The sequence below is a fragment of the Rubrivivax soli genome, assembly GCF_049810355.1.
Taxonomy (GTDB): Bacteria; Pseudomonadota; Gammaproteobacteria; order Burkholderiales; family Burkholderiaceae_C; genus Rubrivivax.
In genome coordinates this window covers 3314620-3336326 of sequence record NZ_CP187368.1, presented here as the reverse complement: position 1 = coordinate 3336326, position 21707 = coordinate 3314620, and the positions used below count along the sequence as shown (strand labels likewise).

General features: G+C 73.4%; 23 protein-coding genes. 12 read left to right on the top strand and 11 right to left on the bottom strand.

Translation table 11 applies throughout. The annotated features are described in order from the left end of the window. Positions 1–19: 19 nt before the first annotated feature. Positions 20–2077, top strand: a complete 2058-nt coding sequence (locus ACPOLB_RS15250) for an acetoacetate--CoA ligase (protein WP_425256854.1) — start codon at positions 20–22, stop codon at positions 2075–2077. 25 nt (positions 2078–2102) lie between these two features. On the opposite strand, the gene trxC is transcribed toward ACPOLB_RS15250, so the two are convergent. From trxC to sctU, 11 genes are all read right to left on the bottom strand, one after another. Continuing rightward, positions 2103–2534 carry a thioredoxin TrxC gene (gene trxC, locus ACPOLB_RS15245; protein WP_425256852.1) on the bottom strand — a complete coding sequence of 144 codons (432 nt, stop codon included), beginning with the start codon at positions 2532–2534 and terminating at the stop codon, positions 2103–2105. A gap of 56 nt (positions 2535–2590) precedes the next feature. Further along, positions 2591–2977, bottom strand: a complete 387-nt coding sequence (locus ACPOLB_RS15240) for a hypothetical protein (RefSeq protein WP_425256851.1) — start codon at positions 2975–2977, stop codon at positions 2591–2593. 10 nt (positions 2978–2987) lie between these two features. Continuing rightward, complete coding sequence (locus tag ACPOLB_RS15235) at positions 2988–4391, bottom strand: glycoside hydrolase family protein (RefSeq protein ID WP_425256850.1); 1404 nt, start codon at positions 4389–4391, stop codon at positions 2988–2990. Between the two features lie 111 nt (positions 4392–4502). After that, entirely contained in the window at positions 4503–4895 is a 393-nt protein-coding gene (locus tag ACPOLB_RS15230; RefSeq protein WP_425256849.1) for an immunity protein YezG family protein, read from the bottom strand. Between the two features lies 1 nt (position 4896). Beyond that, positions 4897–6042, bottom strand: a complete 1146-nt coding sequence (locus ACPOLB_RS15225) for a DNA/RNA non-specific endonuclease (protein WP_425256848.1) — start codon at positions 6040–6042, stop codon at positions 4897–4899. Positions 6043–6083: 41 nt separating this feature from the next. Next, positions 6084–6926 carry a DUF1521 domain-containing protein gene (locus ACPOLB_RS15220; RefSeq protein ID WP_425256847.1) on the bottom strand — a complete coding sequence of 281 codons (843 nt, stop codon included), beginning with the start codon at positions 6924–6926 and terminating at the stop codon, positions 6084–6086. A 134-nt stretch (positions 6927–7060) separates the two neighbouring features. After that, on the bottom strand, positions 7061–7747 hold the full coding sequence (locus ACPOLB_RS15215) for a hypothetical protein (protein ID WP_425256846.1): 687 nt from the start codon (positions 7745–7747) through the stop codon (positions 7061–7063). A 13-nt stretch (positions 7748–7760) separates the two neighbouring features. Continuing rightward, entirely contained in the window at positions 7761–8759 is a 999-nt protein-coding gene (locus ACPOLB_RS15210) for a hypothetical protein (RefSeq protein ID WP_425256845.1), read from the bottom strand. Between the two features lie 179 nt (positions 8760–8938). Continuing rightward, positions 8939–9538, bottom strand: coding sequence for an EscF/YscF/HrpA family type III secretion system needle major subunit (locus tag ACPOLB_RS15205; protein WP_425256844.1), 600 nt, complete (start codon positions 9536–9538; stop codon positions 8939–8941). Between the two features lie 167 nt (positions 9539–9705). Further along, a complete protein-coding gene (locus ACPOLB_RS15200) occupies positions 9706–10017 on the bottom strand; it encodes a FliO/MopB family protein (RefSeq protein ID WP_425256843.1) in 312 nt (103 codons plus the stop codon). Beyond that, positions 10014–11177 (bottom strand): type III secretion system export apparatus subunit SctU, encoded by a 1164-nt coding sequence (gene sctU / locus ACPOLB_RS15195; RefSeq protein ID WP_425256842.1) that lies wholly within the window; start codon positions 11175–11177, stop codon positions 10014–10016. The genes ACPOLB_RS15200 and sctU overlap by 4 nt, the downstream gene beginning before the upstream one ends. 255 nt (positions 11178–11432) lie before the next feature. On the opposite strand from sctU, the gene ACPOLB_RS15190 reads away from it, so the two are divergent. From ACPOLB_RS15190 to ACPOLB_RS15140, 11 genes are all read left to right on the top strand, one after another. After that, the gene (locus tag ACPOLB_RS15190) at positions 11433–12221 is read left to right on the top strand and encodes a lytic transglycosylase domain-containing protein (RefSeq protein WP_425256841.1); all 789 of its coding nucleotides are present in this window, start codon (positions 11433–11435) and stop codon (positions 12219–12221) included. A 45-nt stretch (positions 12222–12266) separates the two neighbouring features. After that, the gene (locus ACPOLB_RS15185; RefSeq protein ID WP_425256840.1) at positions 12267–14198 is read left to right on the top strand and encodes an FHIPEP family type III secretion protein; all 1932 of its coding nucleotides are present in this window, start codon (positions 12267–12269) and stop codon (positions 14196–14198) included. Then, a complete protein-coding gene (gene sctC / locus ACPOLB_RS15180; RefSeq protein ID WP_425256839.1) occupies positions 14195–16018 on the top strand; it encodes a type III secretion system outer membrane ring subunit SctC in 1824 nt (607 codons plus the stop codon). The genes ACPOLB_RS15185 and sctC overlap by 4 nt, the downstream gene beginning before the upstream one ends. Next, positions 16015–17100 carry a SctD/MshK family protein gene (locus tag ACPOLB_RS15175; RefSeq protein WP_425256838.1) on the top strand — a complete coding sequence of 362 codons (1086 nt, stop codon included), beginning with the start codon at positions 16015–16017 and terminating at the stop codon, positions 17098–17100. The genes sctC and ACPOLB_RS15175 overlap by 4 nt, the downstream gene beginning before the upstream one ends. Before the next feature lie 36 nt (positions 17101–17136). Continuing rightward, positions 17137–17433 carry a hypothetical protein gene (locus tag ACPOLB_RS15170; protein ID WP_425256837.1) on the top strand — a complete coding sequence of 99 codons (297 nt, stop codon included), beginning with the start codon at positions 17137–17139 and terminating at the stop codon, positions 17431–17433. Positions 17434–17449: 16 nt separating this feature from the next. Next, positions 17450–17872 carry a hypothetical protein gene (locus ACPOLB_RS15165; protein ID WP_425256836.1) on the top strand — a complete coding sequence of 141 codons (423 nt, stop codon included), beginning with the start codon at positions 17450–17452 and terminating at the stop codon, positions 17870–17872. 167 nt (positions 17873–18039) lie between these two features. Next, the gene (sctJ, locus tag ACPOLB_RS15160; RefSeq protein ID WP_425256835.1) at positions 18040–18804 is read left to right on the top strand and encodes a type III secretion system inner membrane ring lipoprotein SctJ; all 765 of its coding nucleotides are present in this window, start codon (positions 18040–18042) and stop codon (positions 18802–18804) included. Continuing rightward, positions 18801–19277, top strand: coding sequence for a hypothetical protein (locus tag ACPOLB_RS15155; RefSeq protein WP_425256834.1), 477 nt, complete (start codon positions 18801–18803; stop codon positions 19275–19277). Before sctJ ends, ACPOLB_RS15155 begins: the two co-directional genes overlap by 4 nt. Continuing rightward, positions 19274–19915, top strand: coding sequence for a hypothetical protein (locus tag ACPOLB_RS15150; protein WP_425256833.1), 642 nt, complete (start codon positions 19274–19276; stop codon positions 19913–19915). Before ACPOLB_RS15155 ends, ACPOLB_RS15150 begins: the two co-directional genes overlap by 4 nt. Beyond that, positions 19861–21225, top strand: coding sequence for a FliI/YscN family ATPase (locus tag ACPOLB_RS15145; protein ID WP_425256832.1), 1365 nt, complete (start codon positions 19861–19863; stop codon positions 21223–21225). The genes ACPOLB_RS15150 and ACPOLB_RS15145 overlap by 55 nt, the downstream gene beginning before the upstream one ends. Then, the gene (locus ACPOLB_RS15140; protein ID WP_425256831.1) at positions 21222–21707 is read left to right on the top strand and encodes a hypothetical protein; all 486 of its coding nucleotides are present in this window, start codon (positions 21222–21224) and stop codon (positions 21705–21707) included. The genes ACPOLB_RS15145 and ACPOLB_RS15140 overlap by 4 nt, the downstream gene beginning before the upstream one ends.

Here is a 21707-nt window from a genome sequence, read left to right as displayed (position 1 = left end):
CCCGAGACAAGGCCGCAGCATGGCGACCCAGCCCATCCCCCGCATGACGCTGTACCGGCAGTGGCTGGACCAGACGCAGGGCCTGCGCTTCGACAGCTACGAGGCGCTGTGGCAGTGGAGCGTGCGCGACCTGCGCGGCTTCTGGCGCAGCATCTGGCAGTACTTCGACCTGCAGTCGCCCACGCCGTACAGCACCGAGCTGGTGGCGCCGGTGATGCCGGGTGCGCAGTGGTTTCCGGGTGCCCAGGTCAACTTCGCGCAGCAGGTGTTCCGGCACGCCGCGGCCGCGCACGCCGCGGGGCGGCCGGCCATCGTCTTCCAGAACGAGCGCATGGCCGCTGCCGGCACGCCGCCGCAGGAGATGTCCTGGCCCGCGCTGCAGCGGCAGGTGGCGCGCCTGGCCGCCGCGCTGCGCGGCATGGGCGTGGTGCCGGGCGACCGCGTCTCGGCCTACCTGCCCAACACGCCGCACACCATCGTCGCGTTCCTGGCCTGCGCCAGCGTCGGGGCGGTCTGGTCGGTGTGCAGCCCCGACATGGGTCCGGTGGCGGTGCTGGACCGCTTCCGGCAGATCGCGCCGAAGGTGCTGATCGCGGTGGACGGCCAGGTCTACGGCGGCGTGGCGCACGACCGCCGGCCGGTGCTGCGCGCGCTGCTCGCGGGCCTGCCGTCGGTGCAGCACCTGGTGCTGCTGGCCGACCTGGACCCCGCGGCGCGTGCCGCCGAGTTCGCGACGCCGCAGCGGCAGGCCCACGACTACGCGCGGCTCACGGCGGCAGACAACGGCGATGCCGCCGATCCCGCATCTGCACCCGCCTGGCTGCCCTTCGACCACCCGCTGTGGATCGTCTACTCCAGCGGCACCACCGGCCTGCCCAAGCCCATCGTGCACGGCCACGGCGGCATCGTGCTCGAGTTCCTGAAGGGCAGCCTGCACAACGACATCGGCCCCGACGACCGCTTCCACTGGTACAGCAGCACCGGCTGGATCATGTGGAACGCGCAGCTCGCCGCGCTGCTGGGCGGCACCACGGTGTGCGTGTACGACGGCAACCCCGGCGGCCCGAACCCGCGCACCGGCCAGCCCGACTGGGGCACGCTGTGGCGCTTTGCGGGTGCGGCGCGCTGCAGCTTCTTCGGCGCCGGCGCGGCGTTTTTCGCCAGCTGCCTGAAGGCCGGCGTGCAGCCGATGCAGGAAGCCGACCTCGGCCACCTGCGCGCCATCGGTTCCACCGGCAGCCCGCTGTCGGACGCCTGTTACCAGTGGATCTGGGACCACTGCCCGCAGGTCGACGGTCAGCCCATCTGGCTCAACCCCATCAGCGGCGGCACCGACTTCGCCGGTGCCTTCGTCGCCGGCAACCGCGAACTGCCGGTGACCAAGGGCGAGATGCAGTGCCGCTGCCTGGGCGCGCAGGTCGAGGCCTGGAGCGAGGACGGCCAGCCGCTGCTGGACGCCGTGGGCGAGCTGGTCTGCGTGCAGCCGATGCCGTCGATGCCGCTGTACTTCTGGGGCGACACGGACCACCAGCGCTACACCGAGAGCTACTTCGACATGTTCCCCGGCGTCTGGCGCCACGGCGACTGGATCCGCATCACGCCCCATCCGGAGTCCGGTTCCAGCGGCGCGATCATCTACGGCCGCAGCGACGCCACCATCAACCGCCACGGCATCCGCATGGGCACGGCCGAGCTGTACCGCGCCGTGGAAGACCAGCCCGAAGTGCTCGACAGCCTGGTGGTGGACCTGGAGTACCTGGGCCGCGAGAGCGACATGCCGCTGTTCGTGGTGCTGCGGCCGGGGCTGGTGCTCGACGCGGCGCTGGACAGGCGCCTGCGCGACGCCATCAAGGCCGGCCTGTCGCCGCGCCACGTGCCCAGCAGCATCCACCAGGTGCCGGCGATTCCGCGCACGCTGTCGGGCAAGAAGATGGAGCTGCCGGTGAAGAAGCTGCTGCTGGGCGCTGACCCGGCGCAGGTGCTCAACCGCGACGCGATGGCCAACGCCGACTGCGTGGACTGGTTCGTCGGTTTCGCGCAGCGGCGCCTGGCGGCGGCCGCGCCCTCGGCGGCCTGAGCGTTACCGGGGCTTCAACGGCGCCTCAGCGCGTGGCCAGCGCCACGATGGCCTGCGCCGGCAGCGCGCCCGACTGGCGTGCCGTCTCGCGGCCCTGCTCGATGCGCACCAGCGTCGGGATGCTGCGGATGCCGAAGCGCGCCGACAGCTGCGGGTTGTCGTCGCTGTTGACCTTCACCAGCAGCACCTGGCCCTGCAAGGCCTTCGCCGCCTGCTTGAACGCCGGCGCCATCGCGTTGCAGGGGCCGCACCAGGGGGCCCAGAAATCCACCAGCAGCGGCTGGGCGCTGGCCTGCACGACGGCGTCGAAGTCGGCGTCGCCCAGCTCCAGCGGCTGGCCGGCCAGCAGCGGCTGGCTGCAGCGCCCGCACACCGGCGCGTCGTCGATGCGCGCGGCCGGCAGGCGGTTGGTGGCACCGCAGTGCGGGCAGGCGAGGTGGAGTTTGGGGCTGTCCATCGCCCGCACATGAGGCCGCAGGCTGGCCTTTCAAGCCAGCCGTTCCGTGCCGCGGTTCAGCGCGTGGTGTCGAACAGCGCCGCCGGTGCCTGGTGGCGCGCCGCCCAGTCGGACCAGGCCAGGTCGGTGGGGCCGACACGCGAGGTCACCACCTGCCACACGCCGCTGCCGCTGCGCCGCAGCAGCACCGCGTACAGCCGCGACAGGTAGCCTTCGCGCGCTGCTTCCTCGAACACCGTGCCGCGGTAGTCGAAGGCGCCGCCGTCGGGCGCCTGCAGCGTGCCGAGCACGAAGCCCCAGGCGCCGCTGGCGCGGGCCGTCTGCACGTCCAGCCGCAGCGGGCGCTGCAGCGCGGCAGCGGCCGCGCGCTGTGCGGCCGCCACCAGCGCGGGCGGTGCCGCCACGGGGGAGGAAGCGGGCAGGTCCATGGCAGCGAACATCATGGCACGCCCCTCACTGCACGGTGGGCGGCGTCAGGATCACGCCGCCGTTGCGCAGCGCCCAGGCGGCACCGCCGACGCTGACCTGCTGCGAGCCGTCGGCGTTGATGTTGTTCGAGCCGATCAGCCGCAGGCGGCCGTTGTCGTTGCTCTCCACCATCACGGTGTGCGAGACGCCGTTGCCCTGGATGATGACCACGTCGCCGGGCCGCGCCTGGCGCGGGTCGACCGCAGTCCAGCCGCGCGCACGCAGCGTGTCGTCGAGCCGATCGACGCTGTTGGTGTGGGCGCTGGCCGGCAGCAGGCCCGCCTGCTGCAGCACCGCCGAGACGAAGTTGGCGCAGCACAGGTTCGACGGCACGCTGGGGTCCATCGGCAGGTCGCCGCTGCGCTTGAGCTCCGACGCGTTGCGGCCGATGAACCGGCGCGCGATGTCGGCGGCGCCGCCGGCATCGTCGGGGCCCTGCGCCGCGGTGGTGCCGGCCACCGGTGCAGCAGCCTGCGTGCCGGCGCCGCCCGGCAGCTGCAGTGTCTGGCCGGGGCGGATCAGGTTCGGGTCGGCGATCTGCGGGTTCGCCGCCACCAGCGCCTGCAGCGAGACGCCGTGCGTGCGGGCCAGGTCCCACAGCGTGTCGCCGCGCCGCACCGTCAGGTCGGCCGCGGTCTGCGTGGGCTGCGCATCGGGTTGCACGGCCGGGGCCAACGGCGTGTGGTCGAACAGCGCGGCCTCCGCCGCACGCCGTCGCACCAGCCCCGGCAGCACCTGGCCGTCGGCATGGATCCAGCGCCCGAACTCGGCCTGCGCGCCGGCCGTGTCGCCGGCGTTGAGCTTGCGCAGCAGCGTCGAGCTCTCGAGCGCGCCGGCGCCCAGATTGAAGGTGAAGCTGGTCAGCGCGTCGAACTGGCCCTGCGACAGCGGCACCCGCACGAGGTCGCGCACCGCCTGCTGCGCCCAGGCCGTGTCCTGGCGCAGCAGCTGCTCGGCCTCGGCCGTGGTGATGCGGTCGCCCGGCTGCACGCCGGCCGTGTGGCCGTAGCCGATGGTCCAGACGCCGGCACTGTCCTGGTAGGCGGCCAGGCGCAGGCCTTCGAAGCCCTTGATCAGGTCCACGCCCGCGGCCGACAGTTGCGTGGCGCCCGTGCCTCCGTTGGCGCCGCCGTTCACCGCCGGCGCGGGCGCCGCCACGTCCGACGGGTCCGGCAGGTGGATGCGGTCGCCGGGGAAGATGCGGTTCGGGTTGGTGATCTGCGGGTTGGCGTCGAGCAGCGCGCGCAGCGGCACGCCGGCTTCGGCAGCGATCTGCGACAGCGTGTCGCCGCGTTGCACGATCACGTCGTTGTCCGATGCCGTGGCCGCCGCGGGCCGGCTGGCAGAGGACAGGGAAGAGAGGGAGTTGCTGCTGACGCTGGCGACCATGGTGCGGTGCTCCTCGGGGCTGTTGGGCTGCAGCGTAGGAGCCCGGGGCCGCCGGCGTCAGATGGGTCGTGCCCCAGCTGGGGTGGACCCGAGCGCGCGTCGCGCGGCAGCTCAGTTGGCCCAGCGCACCTGTGCCTCGGCGCCGAGCACGCGCCGCACCCAGGCCGCGCGCCGCTGCGGGCCCTGGCCGAGGTCGGAGATGTCGTCGTGGCCGAACTCGATGCTGAACTGCCCGCTGCCCTGCAGCGCGAACGTGGCCGTGGACCACGCGCCCAGGCCGGCCGCCACGCAGCGCTCGCGCAGCGCGGCGAACAGTTCGAACAGGTCGCCGTCGTCGTCGGTGAGGTAAGCGAAGCCGCCGTCGCCGCGGTCGATGAACAGGCCCACGCTGCCGAAATCGTCGCCCATCTCGACACGCGCGTAGCCGCGCGCGAACGGCTCGCCGGCCACGTCGAGCAGGCGCTGGCCGATGCGCGGGTACAGGCTCTCCAGGTCGGGTGTCATGTCACTGGCCTCCGGGGCGGTTGCGGAAGGTGATGGGGTCTTGCGGCACGCCGTCGATCGAGTACTTCACCGTCAGCCGGTCGGGCCGCAGCGAGTCGCCATCGTAGCGGGGCGTGATCTGCACGCGCACCGCATGCCCGTCCTGCAGCAGGCGGTCCCACTGCCGCTCGAGGCTGCGGTAGGCGCCCATGTTGAAGTTGCCGTTCTGCGCGAAGTGGTTGAAGCTGTCGACGGGGCCGTCGAAGATGCGGGCGATGTAGTGCCCGCCCTGGTCGGTGGGCAGGCGGTCGGCCCCGCCGGCTTCGCGTTGGGCGCGCGCGTCGCGCGCGTTGTTGCGGTTGAGCACCAGCGTGCCCTGCACGTCGGTGACGCGGCCTTGCGCGTCCAGCGTGTAGTCGTAGCCGTTCCTCGACACCGTGCGCGTGGCGGCGCTGGCCAGCTCGTCGATCTTGCGCTGCATCGACTGCAGCGCCTCGCGCGCGGAGGCCGGCAGCGCGTCCATCGGCACCGCGCGCAGCGCGCTGGCGATGTTGTCCAGCGCGGGCCGGATGGCGGCGGCGAACGCCGGGTCCACCTTCGCCAGGTCCACCGCCTTGCTCACGGTCTCGGCGAACTTGCCGAGCTTGCCGAGCTTGGCCGCGTCGCCCAGGTACGGGACCATGCTCACCGCGCTGATGCCGGCACCCAGCCAGTCGCCGCGGAACAGCGAGATCAGGCCGTCCGCCGCGTCGCTGAAGGGCGTGGGCTCGAAGATGCCGGCGATCGACAGGCCGATCTGCACCAGGTCCAGCGCCAGGCTGGCCTTCTGCGCGGTGAGGTCGGTGTCGGGCGTGCTGGCCGGCGTGCCCGCCGGCCGTGCGAGGTCGGCGTCGACCAGTTCGGCCAGCTGCCGTGACAGCTGCTGCGCGTCGGCCACCGACAGCTGCGGCCGGATCTCGGCCAGCAGCGCCGCCGCACGCGGCGGGTCGTGGGCGACGACGCGCGCCAGGTCGCGCGCCAGCAGTTCGGTGTTCAGCACGCCCAGCTGGCGTGCGCCGTCGACGAGGTCGGCGGCGTCGCCGGCCACGTCGGTGCTGCGGGCCGCTGTCTGTGCCGCTGTCTGTGCTGCCTGGGTGGCGCCGCCGCCACCGCCGAGGGGGTTGACCATGGTGTGCGCTCCGTGGCCCGCAGGGCCTGCAGGGGTGGGGGTCAGTTCGTGGTCGCGCCCATGGCGACGAACCACGACACGTTGCCGTTGCCGCGGCCCAGCACCATCAGGAAGGCGCTGCCGTCGTCGAGCTGCGGCGTGCGCGGCGTCACCGGCTGCGTGACGTCGCGGTCGTTGCCCGTGCCGCCGTTGCCACGCAGGGCCGACAGGAAGCCGCCCAGGAAGCTGACCGCCATCAGCCCCGCGAAGGCCTGGAACATGTCGCCGAAGCGGGCCTGCAGCGCACCCCCCTTCTGCAGGTCGGTCTCGTTGATGAACTGCTGGTCCACCGGGCGCAGCCGGCCCTGGCGGTCGATGCCCACGAAGCCCGAGCCGTGGGTGTTTTCGTACAGCACGTTGCCGTCGGCGGTGAGCGCGTCGGTGAGCCGGCCCCAGCCTTCGGCTTCCTCGAACTTCAGGTCGCCGACGCGGTTGGTGTCGATGCCCGAGACCTGCACGCCGTAGTCGCCGTTGGTGATGGTGACCTTGCTCGACAGCGTCATCGAGGGGTCCTTCACCCAGGGCGTGGTCTCGATCGTGACCTTGGTGCCGTCGTCGAGCGCCAGCGTCGTGGTGCCCCAGAAGTCGAAGGTGTGCTTGCCGTCGATGTTCATGTGCGGGTCGCCCCAGGCGAGGTAGGTCTCGCCGGTGTTCTTGTTCGTCACGTGCACCGTGTTGTCGTCGCCCATCGCGATGCGGTAGTTGTCGTTCTCGAACTGCACCTTGCCGCCGACCATCGTGGTGTTGGCGTTCGTCGGGTTCGAGGCGCTGGTGGAGCCCGCAGCCGTGCTGGTGCTGCCCCACACCACGACGGCGGCGAAGGTGGTGGACGTGGTGGTGGTCATGTGCGCTGCTCCCGTGTGGTTGGTGGTGACGCATGACACCACCACGGGCCGCGAAAGACACGCTCGGTCGTGCCCGAGCTAGGGTGCGCCCTGGGGCGCACTTTCCAGGGTCTTGCGCCCGGTGCCTCGCGTGTTCAGCGCGCGCTGTAGGTGCCGCCGCCGACGCCGATGACGCGGTCGCTGTCGGGGAAGCGGTAGAACAGCTGCGTGCGCGTGCTGCCGTCGGGCAGGGCCAGCGTCAGCACGTGGCCGGCCAGCGTGTAGCGCGTGGCGGCCGAACTGCGGCTGCTGGTGGCGAGGGCGCCGGGTGCATCGGTGCTGCTGCCGGCCGTGCTGTCGCTGCGCAGCGTGCCGTCGGCGCTGAAGTGCAGGGTCTTCGCCACGGCCACCACCGCCGTGCCCTGCCCGGGCGCGCCGACCCCGCCCAGGCTGCGGAAGCGGCCCTGCCAGCGGCCGTCGGCGGGCGCGGCACGTGCCTGCAGCCTGGCCTGCACGGTGAACGAGGAGCCGGCGTCGGGCGTGAAGACGAAGCTGCTGCCGTCGCGCTGCCAGCGCCCGGCCAGGCGCGGCGCGGGTGCCAGCGCCGTGGCGGGGTCGGCGCTGTAGCGGCCACCCTCGAACAGCACCAGCGGCTTGTAGGCCAGCGCCACGCTGCCGCCGACGCCGAGCGCGGTGCGCGGCTGCAGCAGCACGGCGGCGATGGCCGGTGGCTCGGCGCCGCGGGTGGGGCTGGTCGCGGCAGCACCGAGAAGCGCTGCCAGCAGGGCCCGCCGCACAGCGCGCTGGCGCGTGGAGCGCACGGACGTGCAGCGCCGCGGCATCGGGGCGCGCCGCTCAGGGCGCCCAGCCGATGCGGCCGCCGCAGTTTGTCAGCGCGCCGCCGAGTTCGTGCACCGCCGAGTCCACCGTCACCGTGCTGCCGGTTGCAAACGGCAGCACGTGCGGCACGTCGAAGAACACGCCGCGCGTCAGCAGCGCCAGGTGGCGCGCGTCGGGCGAGAACACCGGGCTGCGCGTGTCGCTGACGTCGTCCTGCACAGCGGTCCAGCTGCCGCCGGTGCTGCGGTCCAGCGCCTGGATGCGGCGCGGGCTGGCGTTGTCCTGCCAGGCGACGAAGCGGCCATCGGCCGAGGCCGTGCAGCTGCCGTACTGCTGCCCCACCTGCACCGTGCCCAGCAGGCCCTGGTCCACCAGGTTGGTGTCGAAACGGCGCAGCCGCAGCGTGGCGGCGTCGCGCACCAGCAGTTCGTTGCCAGCCCATACCGGGTCTTCGTGCAGGTCGATCTCGGCCAGGATGCTGCCTGCCGGCCAGGTGGCGACCACGGTGCGGGCGATGCGTGTGCTGTTGCTGGGCGAGGCGGGCTCGTCGACGCTGAACGCGATGCGTGTGCCGTCGGCGCTGAAGACGACGGCGCTGGTCTGGAAGGCCAGGTCGCGCGCGACGCTGAAGCTGGTGGCCAGCGTGCCGTCGAGGCGGAAGAAGCCGAGGTTGAAGTCGCTGCCGGCGTCGCCTTCGCGCGCGGTGCTGACGAGCCCCGCCGCCGATGCCGACACGCCGGGGTCGGGAAAGGGTTGGCTGCCGGGGTCGAACTGGCGCTCGCTGCGGGTGGCGAAGCTGTACACGCCCACGGCGGTACTGTTGCGGTACACCAGCGCGCCGCTGGGGCCGGTCGGCGGGGGCGGCGACGGCGGTGTCGGGGCGGCGGGGCTGTCCGCGCCGCCACCGCCGCAGCCGCCCAGCAGGCCGGCGCCGGCACCCATGCCGGCGCCCAGGGCCAGCAGACGCAGCAGCGCACGGCGGCGCTGTTCCAGGGAGACAGGATGATGCTGCATGCGCGCGCTTCTTGGCGTGTTAGCTCCGAGGGCTGCCACTGTGCCGCTGCCGTGGCCGGGTGTCCGCTTCGTGATGTAACGGCACGACGACGTCGGCGCCGAACGCACGAAAGGGGAGCGCCTGCGCTCCCCCTTCGCTGCCGCGGCCGGCGTGCCGGCCGCGACGACCCCGTGCGGGATCAGCCCTTGCGCACCGTGTTGGCCTGCGCTTCGCCGATCGTCTTGATGGCGTTGGTGAAGGTGTTCATCATCTGGCTGAACTCCTGCGACTTGGCCTGGTACTCGATCATCTCCGACGGATTCTCGTTCGTCAGGTTCTTGCCGGCCGCTTCGAGTTCCTTGGCGGCCTTGTCGGCGATCTTGCCGAAGGCCTTGGCCAGCGCCACCAGCCAGCCGCCGCTGCCCGTGCCCTTGGCGTCTTCTTCGCCCTTGGCGTCCTTCACGTCCTGCACGATCTGCTTGACCAGGTTCTCCATGAAGGTCTGCATCTGCTCGCCGAACTGGTTCTGGGCCGCGTTGTCGGCCGCCGGGTTGGTGGCCTGCTGGCCGCCGCCGATGATCTTGTCGACCAGGCCCTTCACCGCGTCGGCCAGGAACTTCGGCAGGCCGGCTTCCTGCGCCAGCTGGCCGACGGCCTGCTTGATCGCGTTGCCGACCGCGCCGCCGAGCATGTTGAACAGCGACGACGCCATCTGCAGCGCCGGGAAGGCCATGCTGGCCACGTTGAGGATGGCGCCGAGGATGTTGCCGCCGCCGAGGATGCCGCCGAGAAAGCTCATGTCACTCTCCTGAGAAGGTTGTTCAGTCGGTCGATGGTGCCGACCGCTTGGCGCCGCACCGTGCAGCGCTTGGGGTGCATTGAAGGCGAGCGGCCTGTCGCGCGGAAGCTGGTGCGTGCCATAGCTAGGGTCGGCCGCAAGGGGAGCAGCAGGCGCGGCGCGCGCCTTCACAGCCGCGGCTCGGCCCCCGGCGGCTCGGTGCCCGCGGGCCAGCTGTCGAGCGCGCTGATGGCCCCGGCGGTCACGCCCAGCAGGTACTCGCGCCCGCGGTAGCGCACCACCAGCAGGCGTTCGCGCGGGCCCACGCCGGTGCTGCGCAGCACCTGGGGCGCATCGCCCGCAGCGCCGCCCGCGGCCCGCTGCTGCAGCGCCTTCAGCCCGCGCAGCGCGAACCAGGCCAGCGCCAGCACGAAGACGAGTGCCAGCGCCGTCCCGCCCAGCTGCATCGCAAACGAAGGCGCTTCCGGCGAGCCGTTCATGGCGCATCCTCGTCGTTGATGGCGTTGCGGCGGTCGGGGTAGCGCGTCAGGTCCAGCCCGGGCGGCGGCCGGCCGTGCGGCGGCGGCGTGCCGTGGGCCAGCTCGTCGCGCACCTCGCGCGCCCACAGCACGATGTCGGCGATGGCGTCGAACAGGTCGGCCGGCACCAGTTCACCGACCTCGCCGCGCGCCAGCATGTCGCGCGCCAGCGGCACGTTGCGCAGCACCGGCACGCCGGCGTCCTCGGCGGCTTCGCGCATCGCGCGCGCCACGTGGTCTTCACCCTTCGCGGCGATGGTGGGCACGGGGCATGTCGTGCGGTCGTAGTCGATGGCGATGGCCACGTGCGTGGGGTTCACGACCAGCACGTTGGCGTTGCGCGCTGCGGCCGTGGCGTTGCGCTGCGACCATTCCTCGTGCTGCTGCTTGCGCTGCTGCTTCACGTAGGGGTCGCCCTCGGCGTCCTTCATCTCCTGGCGGATGTCGCGCCGGCTCATGCGCATCTTCTTGGTGAAGCTCCAGCGCTGGTAGACCGCGTCCAGCAGCGCCAGCAGCGCGAACAGCGCCAGCGTCCAGACCAGCACCGGCTTGGCCGCCGCCCACAGCGCACTGCCCAGCAGCGCCGGCCGTGCCGATTGCGGCAGCAGCGACAGCTGCGGCAGCAGCGACACCACCACCAGCCACGCGATGCCCAGCAGCGTGGCGCTCTTCAGCACCGCCTTCAGGAGCTCGACCAGCGCGTCCATCGTGAACATGCGCTTGACGCCCTCCACCGGGTTCATGTTCTCCAGCTTCGGCAGCACGCGGTCGAGCGCAAACACCGGGCCTGCCTGCAGGAACTCGGTGAACACGCCCACCACGGCCATCGGCAGCAGCACCACGGCGCTCAGGCCCAGCAGCGTCAGCAGGGCCTGGTGCGCCAATGCCGGCGCCGCCTGCACGAACGGCGTGTGGGCCACCTGCAGCGCCAGGTCCATCAGCGCCGCCAGCTGCCGGCCGGCGTAGCCGCTGGCCAGCAGGGCCAGCACGCCGCCCACCGCCAGCGTGACGGTGCTCGTGAGGTCCTTGCTCTTCGGGACCTGGCCCTTCTTGCGGGCGTCCTGCAGCTTCTTCGGTGTCGGCTGCTCGGTCTTGTCGCCGCTGTCCTGGTCTTGTGACATGGCTGCGCCATCCCTGGTGGTCGGGTGTGCATCGTCGCGGCTGGCCATGACAGGCGTGGCGCGCCATTCGTAACTGCTTGCGTCTTAGGGGGCGGTTCGGGTCCTGGATCATCACTTCGCGCGCCGCACACGCGCGTCGTTAGTTAGCGGGCCGGTACGTGGCGCTGCAACGCCTGGATACATGAAACGTGAACAATGTCACGAATGGGTCGCGGCCGACCCCAACACTGCGGGCAAAGCAACCAGGGAGTGGCGATGACCGCGAGAACACGTGGGGTGGTCCTGGCGCTGGGTCTGCTGGCCGCGCAGGCCGAGGTCCAGGCAGATGCCGTGTGCCGGGCACAGCTGAGTGCCGCACAGACAACCCGTTACGCGATGGCAGTGCAGGCCTGCGCCACCACTGCCGCGGGCCCCCGCGCGCCGGCCGCCGCACCGGGGCAACCTCCGGAGTCGGCGCACCTGCGGCTGTTCGGCCACCCCGGGCTCGTGGCGACGGCGCACGTGGTGCCGCTGCCGCGGCCCGTGCACGCCCTGCCGGCGCTGCATCCGTGGCCGGAGGCGCCGCCGCTGCCCGCCGCCGCACCGGCGCGCACCGTGCAGCGCCCCAGCCGCGCGCTGCAACTGGCCCCGCACATCGACGACGCCGCGCGGCGCCACGACATCGACCCGCTGCTGCTGCACGCCATCGCCCACGTGGAGTCGCGGCACAACCCGGCCGCGGTGTCGCCGGCCGGCGCGCGCGGCGTGATGCAGGTCATGCCGGCGACCGGCGCGCGCTTCGGCGTCGCACGGCCCGCCGCACTGCACGAGGTGCGCACCAACATCGAGGTCAGCGCCACCTACCTGAAGCTGCTGCAGCGGCGCTTCGGCAACCAGCTGCAGCTGGTGCTGGCGGCCTACAACGCCGGCGAGGGCGCGGTGGAACGCCACGGCCGGCGCATCCCGCAGAACGGCGAGACGCCGGGCTACGTGCAGCAGGTGCTGGCCGAATACCGCGCGCTCAGCAGCGCAGCCCGCCAGCGCAGCGTGGCGGGCATGCCCTAGGCAGCCCGCCCCACCCCCCGACGACGCGGCGCACGAGGCAGCCCGATGCACACCCCTTCCCTGACGGACACCGCCGGCGGCTCGCGCTACAGCGACCTGCTGCTGGTGGCCGGCGTCTGCATCGTCGTCGGCACGATGGTGCTGACGCTGACGCCGCTGCTGATCGACACCCTGGTGGCCGTCAACATCGTCATCGGCGTGCTGCTGCTGCTGGTGGCGCTGTACGTGGCGACGCCGCTGGAGTTCTCGGTGTTCCCGAGCGTGCTGCTGATCACCACGCTGTTCCGGCTGGCGGTGAGCATCGCCACCACCAAGCTGATCCTGCTCGATGGCCACGCCGGCCACATCATCGACACCTTCGGCCACCTGGTGGCCGGCGGCAACCTCGTGGTGGGCCTGGTGGTGTTCCTGATCATCACGGTGGTCCAGTTCATCGTCATCGCCAAGGGCGCCGAGCGCGTGGCCGAGGTCTCGGCGCGCTTCTCGCTGGACGCGATGCCGGGCAAGCAGCTCAGCATCGACTCCGACCTGCGCAGCGGCCTCATCGACAAGGACGAGGCGCGCCGCAAGCGCCGCGAGCTGGAGCAGGAAAGCAAGCTGCACGGCAGCCTCGACGGCGCGATGAAGTTCGTCAAGGGCGACGCCATCTGCGGCATCGTCATCATCGTTATCAACCTGCTCGGCGGCCTCGGCGTCGGCGTGATGCAGCAGGGCATGACGCTGGCCGACGCGATGCTGAAGTACTCGCTGCTGACCATCGGCGACGGCATGGTGGCGCAGATCCCGGCGCTGCTGTCGGCGATGGCCGCGGGCCTGATCGTCACGCGCGCCACCAGCGACGACCGCGACCGCCACCTCGGCGAGGCCATCGCGCGCCAGCTCGGCGCCAAGCCGCGTGTGCTGGTGGTGGCCGGCGGGCTGTGCCTGCTGCTGGCGCTGGTACCGGGGTTCCCGTGGTGGGTGTTCGGCACGATGGGCCTGCTGATCGGCGCCACCGGGCTGCTGCTGCTGCCGCCGGTGAAGGCCCGCTGGCAGCGCTTCACGCGGCCGGCGCGCGAGACGCTGCTGCGGCGGCTGGACGCCGCGCCGGCGCAGCTGGCCACCGCGCTGCCGCCGCCGCGGCCGACGCTGCCGCTGGTGCTGGCGCTGTCGCCGATGGCGCTGCAGCGCGACGCCGCGGCGCCGCTGGTGTCGGCCCTGGAAGGCGTGCTCGACGCGCTGCATCTGCGGCTGGGCCTGGCGCTGCCGCGTCTGCATGTGGTCGGCGATGCCGGCCAGACCGGCTGGCGGCTGCTGGCCTTCGAGGTGCCCATCGCCGCCGGCCCCGAGCCGTCGCCCACCGCCGAGCAGGTGCAGCAGGCGCTGCGCCGCCACCTCGCGCTGTTCTTCGGGACGCAGGAGGCCAGCGCCTACCTGGGCCGCGCCGGCAACGACCTGCCCGACGTGGTGAAGGAAGTGCTGCGCGCGCTGCCGCTGCAGCGCGTGGCCGAGATCCTGCGCCGCATGGTCGAGGAAGAGGTCGGCATCCGCAACGCGCGCGACATCCTGGAAGCGCTGGCCGACGCCGCGCAGCGCGAGAAGGACGTCTTCGCGCTCACCGAGCTGGCGCGCATCGCGCTCAAGCGCCAGATCAGCCACGCTGCGGCACCCGAAGGCACGCTGCGCGCCGTGCTGCTCGACAGCGCGCTGGAGGAACTGCTGCGGCAGTCGGTGCGCGTCAGCGGCGGCGTGCAGCAGCTGGCGCTCGACCCGCAGCGCCAGCGCGCGCTGGCCGACACGCTGGCGGCTGCCGTCGCCACCCACCACCCTGCTGCGATCGTCACCGCGGTGGACATCCGGCGCCATGTGCGCAAGTTGATCGAGGCCGCATGTTTCGACACTCCCGTCCTGAGCTACCACGAGCTCGTGCCCACCCTGCGCCTGGACCCCGTGGGGCGCGTCGCGCTGCCGCCGCAGCAGCTGCTGGAGGCGGCATGAAGCGCGCGCTGTCTTGCACCCTCGCCGCCTGCCTGCTGGCCGCCGCCGGCGCGCTGCAGGCCATGCCGATCCCGTTCGCCGACCGCGAGGTGCCGCTGACCGCGCGCGAGCAGCCCATCGCCGCCTTCCTGCAGGACCTGTTCGGCCGCATCGACATCCCGGTGGTCGTGAGCCCGTCGCTGAAGGGCGCGGTCAACGGCAGCTTCACCGGTCCGGCCGAACGCACCTGGCGCACGGTGTCGCGCGCCTTCAACGCGGTGGAGTACTACGACGGCGCGGTGCTGTACGTGTACTCGCCCGCGGACATGGCCACGCGCACGCTGCCGCTGCCCGCCAGCGTCGGCCAGCGCGTGCTGCGCACGGTGACCGAGATGCGCCTGCCCGACGCGCGCAACACGCTGCGCAGCACCCGCGAAGGCACGCTCATCCTCAGCGGCACGCGCCGCTTCATCGAGCAGGTCGACGAGATCGCCCGCGCGCAGCTGGTCAGCGAGCGCACCGGCACGCCCACCGGCTTCAAGGTCTTCTACCTGCGCTACGCCTGGGCGCAGGACGTCACGATCAACTTCGGCGGCCGGCAGGCCGTGCTGCCCGGCGTGGCCACCATCGTGCGTGCGCTGATGACCAGCAACGCGAAGAGCCAGGTCGCGATCAGCACCTACGAGACCGCCGCGCCGGGCACGCAGCCGGGCATCCGCGGCCAGCGCAGCGCGCGTGATCCGCGCGACCTGGGCACGCTGGGGCTGCCCGGCGCCAACGCCAACCTGCCATCGGCGCCGGTGCTGGCAGCCGCGCCGCCGGCGGCCGGTGCGCGCACCGAGGCCGGCACCGCACCCGGCCAGCCGCAGCCGCCGCTGGTGGTGGCCGCCGACCCCAGCCAGGTGCGCGTGGAGGCGGACGCGCGGCTGAACGCGGTGGTGGTGCGCGACGCCCCCGAGCGGCTGGAGCAGTACGAACAGCTGATCGCCGCGCTCGACGTGGAGCCGCAGTCGCTGGAGATCGAAGCCACGATCATCGACCTCAACACCGACCGCCTGCGCGAGCTGGGCATCAACTGGCGCTATTCGCGCGGCGGCAGCTCGCTGCTGTTCGGCCGCGGCGACAGCTCGGACCTGGCGCTGTCGCCGAACAACACGCCGCTGGACGTGACGCCGGTGGGCCAGGGCGGCTTCGTCTCGGCCGTGCTGGGCGGTGCCAACGAGTTCATCGCACGCATCAACGCGCTGCAGACGCAGGGCGCGGCGAAGGTCGTCAGCAGCCCGCAGGTGCTGACGCTGTCGAACGTGGAGGCGGTGTTCGACAACAGCAGCACCTTCTTCGTGCGCGTGGCCGGCCGCGACGACGTGGACCTGTTCAACGTGAGCGCCGGCACCACGCTGCGCGTGACGCCGCACGTCTTCAAGGACAACGGCCAGGTCCGGATCAAGATGCTGGTGAGCATCGAGGACGGCACGCTGGGCGCGCGCACCGTCGACACGCTGCCGGTGGTGAACCGCTCGGCCATCAACACGCAGGCGCTGATCTTCGAGGGCGAGAGCCTGCTCGTTGGCGGCATCGTGCGCGAATCGAACAGCGAGGACCAGAGCAAGGTGCCGGGGCTGGGCGACATCCCGCTGCTGGGCGCGCTGTTCCGCAACAGCGGCACGTCCAGCGCGCGCGTGGAGCGGCTGTTCCTGATCCAGCCGCGCCTGGCCGGGCGGCGCTCGCAGCCGCCCGGCGCCGCGACCACGGCCGTGCCCGCCGCGGCATCGGACCCTGCCAGCACGTCGTCCGGCGCGCCCAGCGATGGGCCCGGGCTTCCGCCGGAGTGGATGCCATGAGCACACATTACGAACTGCAGGTGCTGGACGGCGACCAGCAAGGCGCCAGCAGCCCCCTGCCCGAAGGCCGGCCCGTCAGCGTGGGCGGCGGATTCGACAGCGACGTGGTGCTGCGCGGACTGGACGACCGCCGCATCGTGCTGACCGCCACGCCGGGCGGCCTGCAACTGCAGGTGCTGCACGGCACGGTGGACGTGGACGGCCGCAGCCTGGGCGCCGGCAGCCAGCACACGCTGGCGCTGGGGGCGCCGCTGCAGCTGGCCGGCACGCGGCTGGGCGTGGTGCGTGTGGCCGCAGCGCAGGGCGATGCTGGCGCGGCCCCTGCCGCGGCGCCACCGGCCGCGTCGCCTGCGGCGGGCGCTGCGCAGGCAGCGTCTGCTGCCCAGCGCAGCGCGTCGTGGCCGCGCCGCCTGGCCACGGCCGGGGGTGCGCTGGCCGCGGTGTCGATCGGCGTGCTGGCCTTTGCCTACAGCGCCGCGCCCAGCGCGCCCACGCCCGAGCAGCAGGCCCGCCGCGCCGAGGCCGTGCTGCACGGCGCCGGCCTGCAGCGGCTGTCGGTGCGCGCCGACGGCAGCGGCGTGCGGGTCGACGGCTATCTGGAGACCACCGCACAGCGCGCGCGCGCCGAGCAGCTGCTGGCCGCCGAACGCATCGCGCCGCGCTGGCAGGTGTGGGTCAACGAGCTGGTGGCGAACGCGGTGCAGGACGTGTTCCGCGTGCACGGCGTCGCGGCCCAGGTCGAGGCCGTGGGCCCGGGCGCGGTGCGCGCACGCACGCACGTGGCCGACCCGCTGCTGCTGGACAACCTGCGCAGCAGCGCGCGCCGCGACGTCGCGGGGCTGGCGGCGCTGGAGATCGTCAACGACCCCACGCCCGTGCAGGCCGGCCCGGTGCCGGTGATCGACGACCCCGGCAAGCGCGTGGCGTCCATCGTGCCGGGCGACCCGCCCTACGTCGTCACCGTCGACGGCACGCGGTATTTCGAAGGCGCGCTGCTGCCCACCGGGCACCGCATCGCGGGCATCGAAGAGCGCCAGGTGGTGCTCGAAATCCACGGCGTGCGCACGCCGCTCGTGTTCTGACCCGTTGTTCCCACCCGTTTGACCGAGGAGACCTCCATGTCGCAATCCGTGAACCCGCTGTCCGTGATGGCCACCGCCCCCACCGCCGGCAAGCAGGCCGCCAGCAACGGCACCTGGTACCAGGCCATGGCCGAGGCCTGGGGCCAGACGCTCGACGCGCAGGCCGGCAAGCTCGAGGCGCTGGGCACCGAGATCGGCAACGGCGGCGACAAGCCCTCGGCGCTGACGCAGATGAGCGCCGAGTCGCTGAAGATGGGCTTCCTGTCGCAGAGCTCGCACACCGCCTTGTCGTCCACCGGCGAGGCGCTGAAGACGATGGCGCAGAAGTCCTGAACCCGGGGCTGCCGTCATGAGCCCCGAACTGATGCTGGGCGCCCTGCCGGCCGCCGCCACCGGCGGCACCGCGCAGGCCGGCTACGGTGTGTCGCTGAACGACGTGGCCGCGTTCGAAGGTGCGCTGGCGCGGGCGCGCGGCGCGCAGGCGCAGGGCTACGCGGTGGGCGCGGTGCAGGTGGCACCGTCGCACAGCACGCGGGCGCCGGGCGAAGCGATGAACGCCGTGTTCCGGCCGCTGGAGCAGATCAACCACCAGGCCGCGGCGCTGTCGGAGACCGCGCGCGCCGCGCACGCGCAAGGGCGCGCGCTGACGCCCAGCGAGATGGTGCTGCTGACCGTGAAGTGCCACGAGTTCATGTTCCATTGCCAGCTCACGTCCAACGTCGCCAACCGCACGTCGGACGGGCTGCAGCAGCTGTTCAGGCAGCAGGCATGACCAGGCCCCCCCCCGTAGCGCCTTCGGCCCGCAGGCCGGCAAGCATGCCGGCCTGCCTTCGTCCGGCGCAGGACAGTCCGCAGGGACCGTCCCACGTCCGGACTCAGCCCGACCCCAGGGGGGCCGCCCCGGCGGGCCGGCGGAGCCGGACCCGCGGCGCCCGCTTGATGGGCACGCTGGCAGTCGTGGCGGCGCTCGGCGGTTGCGGCGAGCAGGAGCTGTACAACGGGCTCTCGCAGCGGCAGGCCAACGAGATGACGGCGGTGCTGCGCAATGCGGGCATCGCGGCCGACAAGGAGCAGCGCGAGGCGGGCACGTTCGCGGTGGTGGCGCCGAAGGAGCGGTTCGCCGAGGCCATCGAGGTGCTGCGTGCCAGCGGCTACCCGCGCGACGGCTACGACTCGCTGGGCCAGGTGTTCAAGAAGGAAGGTTTCGTCTCGTCGCCGCTCGAGGAACGGGCGCGGCTGAGCCATGCGCTGTCGCAGGAGATCTCCAGCACCATCGCCAGCATCGACGGCGTGGTAGTGGCGCGCGTGCACCTGTCGGTGCCCGAGCGCGACCCGCTGTCCGACAAGACGCCGGTGGCCTCGGCCTCGGTGTTCATCAAGCACCGGCCCGGCACCGACCTGAACGCGCGGCTGGGACAGATCAAGGCCCTGGTGGTGAACGCCCTGCCCGGCCTGCCCTACGACAACGTCACGGTGGCGTTGTTCGCGGCCGAGCCGCTGCCCGCGCGCGTGCCCGAACCCGCCGGCCTGGGCGGCCTCGGCACGCTGCTGTGGTGGTTGATCGGGCTCGGCCTGGCCGCCGGCGCGGTGGGCGGCGGCGTGCTGTGGTGGCGGCGGCGCCCGCCGGCATCTGCCACCGCGCCGGGCAACGCAGCGGGCGCCGAGCCCGCGTCCGGCGTCTCGCTGCTGAAGGTGCCGCAGTGATCGCCACGCACCGCGCGCTGCGCCAGCGCCGCGCCCGTGCCGCCGCGGCGCTGCGCGACGACGCGCGCCGGGCGCAGCTGGGCTGGCACGACCTGGCGGCCTGGCCCGACTGGGCGGCGCTGGAGCCGCGCGCGCTGGAGACGCTGGCACGCCGCTGCGGCGCCTGGCGCCAGGCCGGCGCCTGGCGGCGCTGCATCCACGGCCCGCTGCTGCAGGCCCTGCAGGACGCGGTGGGTGCCGACTGCGCGGTGCGCGTGCTCGCCGGCGAGCCCGGCCCCGCCGCGGCGCTGCCCGGCGCCGACGCACTGCCCCAGGCGCTGCGCACCGACGGCCTGGAGGTGCTGCTGGCCACCGTGCCGTCGCCGCTGCTGCGCGTGCTGCTGCGCGAGCGCCTGGCGCCGCAGTCGCCGCCGCCGATGCCGGCACTGGACCACGCGCAGGCGCAGCGCTGGCTGGCCGAGGCGCAGCGATGAGCTTCGTCGCCGTGCACCGCGGCGCCAGCACCAGCCTGGCCACCGACGAGCTTTGGCTGCAGGGCGACGCGCTGAGCCACTGCGCGCGCAGCATCGAGCTGCTGCAGAGGCTGGAGCAGCTCGCGGCCGGCCGCGCCGACGAGCTGCAGCGCGCCCGCCATGCCGCCGTCGCCCAAGGCCTGGCCGAAGGCCGGCAGCAGGCGCTGGTGCAGGAAGCGCCGCGGCTGTGGGACGCCTGGGACCAGGCCGCGCGCAGTGCGCAGGCCGACGCGGCGGCGCTGCGCGGGGCGCTGGCGCAGCTGAGCCTGCAGGTGGTGCAGCACATCGCGGCCGAGCTGGCGCCGCCCGACGTGCTGCGCGCACTGGCCGCGCGGGCCGCCGAGGCCCTGCTGCCCGACAGCGCGGCCATCGTGCGCGTGCATCCGGCGCTGGCCGCGGCGGTGCGCGAGCGCGTGGCGGCGCTGCCCGGTGTGCTCGAGGTGCGTGGCGACGCCACGCTGGCCATGCACGACTGCATCTTCGACACGCCCGCCGGGCAGCTGCTGGCCGGCCTGCCGCAGCAGCTGCAGCGGCTCGCGGCGCAATGGGGGCCGCCGCAGGAAGCGGCCTGGTCGGCGCCGCTGGAGACGTCGTCGTGAGCGCCGACCCGCTGGTGGCCGACCTCGGCCAGCGCCTGCAGCACACGCGCACGCTGGTCGAGCGCGGCCGCGTCGTGCAGGCCTTCGGCACCACGCTGCGCGTCAGCGGGCTCAGCGCACGCATCGGCCAGCAGTGCCTGATCAGCGACTCCCGCGGCGCCCGGCTGCGCGCCGAGGTCGTGGGCCTGGCCCAGGGCGAGGCGATCCTGGTGCCGCTGGCGGGCCTGCACAACCTGGCCAGCGACGCGCAGGTCGAAGTGGTGGCCGACGCGCCGCGCATGCCCTGCGGCGACGCCCTGCTCGGCCGCGTGCTCAACGCCTTCGGCGAGCCGCTCGACGGCCGCCCGCTGCCGCCCGGCCTGAGCGGGCAGCCGGTGCAGGCCGAGGCGCCCAACCCGCTGCAGCGTGCGCCGGTGCACGAGGTCTTCGCCACCGGCGTGCGCGCGCTCGACAGCGTGCTCACCGTGGGCGTGGGCCAGCGCGTGGGCATCTTCGCCACCGCCGGCGGCGGCAAGAGCACGCTGCTGGGCATGCTGGCGCGGCAGGCCGCCAGCGACGTCAACGTCATCGCGCTGGTGGGCGAACGTGGCCGCGAGGTGCGCGAGTTCATCGAGGACAGCCTGGGGCCGGAAGGCCTGGCGCGCTCGGTGCTGGTGGTGGCCACCAGCGAGCGGCCGGCGATGGAGCGGCTGCGCGCGGCGCAAGCCGCCACCGCCGTCGCCGAAGGTTTCCGCGCGCGCGGCAGGCGCGTGATGCTGCTGATGGACTCGGTCACGCGCACCGCCCGCGCGCTGCGCGAGATCGGTCTGGCGGTCGGCGAGCCGGCGGTGCGGCGCGGGTTTCCGCCGTCGGTGTTCGCCGAGCTGCCGCGGCTGTTCGAGCGTGCGGGCAACGACGCGCGCGGCTCGATCACCGCGTTCTACGCCGTGCTCGCCGAGGACGAGGACGGCAGCGACCCCGTGGCCGAGGAGGTGCGCTCCATCCTCGACGGCCACGTCGTGCTCTCGCGCACGCTCGGCCAGGCCGGCCACTACCCGGCCATCGACGTGCTGGCCAGCACCAGCCGCGTCTTCACGCGCATCGCCGGCGCCGCCCAGCGTGCGCAGGCGCAGCGGCTGCGTGCGCTGCTGGCCAAGCACGCCGAGATCCGTTTCCTGCTGCAGGTGGGCGAATACCGCGCCGGCAGCGACACGCTGGCCGACGAGGCGATCGCCCGCTGGCCGGCGATCGAGGACTTTCTGCGCCAGCGTCCCGACCAGGCCAGTGCCTGGCCCGAGACCTTGCGCCAACTGGGGAGTCTGCTGGCATGACGGCACCCGACACCACCGCCGCCGAAGCGCGGCAGCTGCTGCGCCTGCGCGAGCTGCGCGAAGACACGGCGCGCCAGGCGCTGGACCGCGCGCGCCACGCCCACGATGCCGCGCAGGGCGCGGTGCACCGGCGCGAGCAGCAGCTCGTGCAGGTGCGCCGCACGCGCAGCGCGCTGCTGGGCTGGCTGTGCGGCGCCGGCGCCAGCGAGCTGCCCCGCGTGGCGCCGGCCGCCGGCGCGCGGCTGGGCGCGCTCGACGAGGAGATCGAACGCGCCGAACTGGCGCTCAGCGACGAGCGCCTGGCGCTGGCCGACGCCGCGCGCGCCGTGGCGCTGGCGCAAGGCGCCTGGGTGCGCGCGCGCGGCCGCCGCCAGGCCGTCGCGCTGCTGGCCGACGACGCCCGGCGCGCGCTGCAGCAGCAGCGCGAACAGCGCGTCGAGCGCGAGCTCGACGCCCCCCGGGCCCAACCACACCACGGATGA

Excerpts from the sequence above, each read along its gene's own strand:
- sctC (WP_425256839.1), top strand. The coding sequence starts at position 14,195 with ATGAAGCGCGCGCTGTCTTGCACCCTCGCCGCCTGCCTGCTGGCCGCC.
- sctU (WP_425256842.1), bottom strand. The coding sequence starts at position 11,177 with ATGTCACAAGACCAGGACAGCGGCGACAAGACCGAGCAGCCGACACCG.
- ACPOLB_RS15230 (WP_425256849.1), bottom strand. The coding sequence starts at position 4,895 with ATGACACCCGACCTGGAGAGCCTGTACCCGCGCATCGGCCAGCGCCTG.
- ACPOLB_RS15205 (WP_425256844.1), bottom strand. The coding sequence starts at position 9,538 with ATGAGCTTTCTCGGCGGCATCCTCGGCGGCGGCAACATCCTCGGCGCC.
- ACPOLB_RS15165 (WP_425256836.1), top strand. The coding sequence starts at position 17,450 with ATGAGCCCCGAACTGATGCTGGGCGCCCTGCCGGCCGCCGCCACCGGC.
- ACPOLB_RS15225 (WP_425256848.1), bottom strand. The coding sequence starts at position 6,042 with ATGGTCAACCCCCTCGGCGGTGGCGGCGGCGCCACCCAGGCAGCACAG.
- ACPOLB_RS15235 (WP_425256850.1), bottom strand. The coding sequence starts at position 4,391 with ATGGTCGCCAGCGTCAGCAGCAACTCCCTCTCTTCCCTGTCCTCTGCC.
- ACPOLB_RS15185 (WP_425256840.1), top strand. The coding sequence starts at position 12,267 with ATGCACACCCCTTCCCTGACGGACACCGCCGGCGGCTCGCGCTACAGC.
- ACPOLB_RS15140 (WP_425256831.1), top strand. The coding sequence starts at position 21,222 with ATGACGGCACCCGACACCACCGCCGCCGAAGCGCGGCAGCTGCTGCGC.
- ACPOLB_RS15200 (WP_425256843.1), bottom strand. The coding sequence starts at position 10,017 with ATGAACGGCTCGCCGGAAGCGCCTTCGTTTGCGATGCAGCTGGGCGGG.
- ACPOLB_RS15220 (WP_425256847.1), bottom strand. The coding sequence starts at position 6,926 with ATGACCACCACCACGTCCACCACCTTCGCCGCCGTCGTGGTGTGGGGC.
- ACPOLB_RS15175 (WP_425256838.1), top strand. The coding sequence starts at position 16,015 with ATGAGCACACATTACGAACTGCAGGTGCTGGACGGCGACCAGCAAGGC.
- ACPOLB_RS15145 (WP_425256832.1), top strand. The coding sequence starts at position 19,861 with ATGGGGGCCGCCGCAGGAAGCGGCCTGGTCGGCGCCGCTGGAGACGTC.
- ACPOLB_RS15170 (WP_425256837.1), top strand. The coding sequence starts at position 17,137 with ATGTCGCAATCCGTGAACCCGCTGTCCGTGATGGCCACCGCCCCCACC.
- ACPOLB_RS15215 (WP_425256846.1), bottom strand. The coding sequence starts at position 7,747 with ATGCCGCGGCGCTGCACGTCCGTGCGCTCCACGCGCCAGCGCGCTGTG.
- trxC (WP_425256852.1), bottom strand. The coding sequence starts at position 2,534 with ATGGACAGCCCCAAACTCCACCTCGCCTGCCCGCACTGCGGTGCCACC.
- ACPOLB_RS15150 (WP_425256833.1), top strand. The coding sequence starts at position 19,274 with ATGAGCTTCGTCGCCGTGCACCGCGGCGCCAGCACCAGCCTGGCCACC.
- ACPOLB_RS15210 (WP_425256845.1), bottom strand. The coding sequence starts at position 8,759 with ATGCAGCATCATCCTGTCTCCCTGGAACAGCGCCGCCGTGCGCTGCTG.
- ACPOLB_RS15240 (WP_425256851.1), bottom strand. The coding sequence starts at position 2,977 with ATGATGTTCGCTGCCATGGACCTGCCCGCTTCCTCCCCCGTGGCGGCA.
- ACPOLB_RS15250 (WP_425256854.1), top strand. The coding sequence starts at position 20 with ATGGCGACCCAGCCCATCCCCCGCATGACGCTGTACCGGCAGTGGCTG.
- sctJ (WP_425256835.1), top strand. The coding sequence starts at position 18,040 with ATGGGCACGCTGGCAGTCGTGGCGGCGCTCGGCGGTTGCGGCGAGCAG.
- ACPOLB_RS15190 (WP_425256841.1), top strand. The coding sequence starts at position 11,433 with ATGACCGCGAGAACACGTGGGGTGGTCCTGGCGCTGGGTCTGCTGGCC.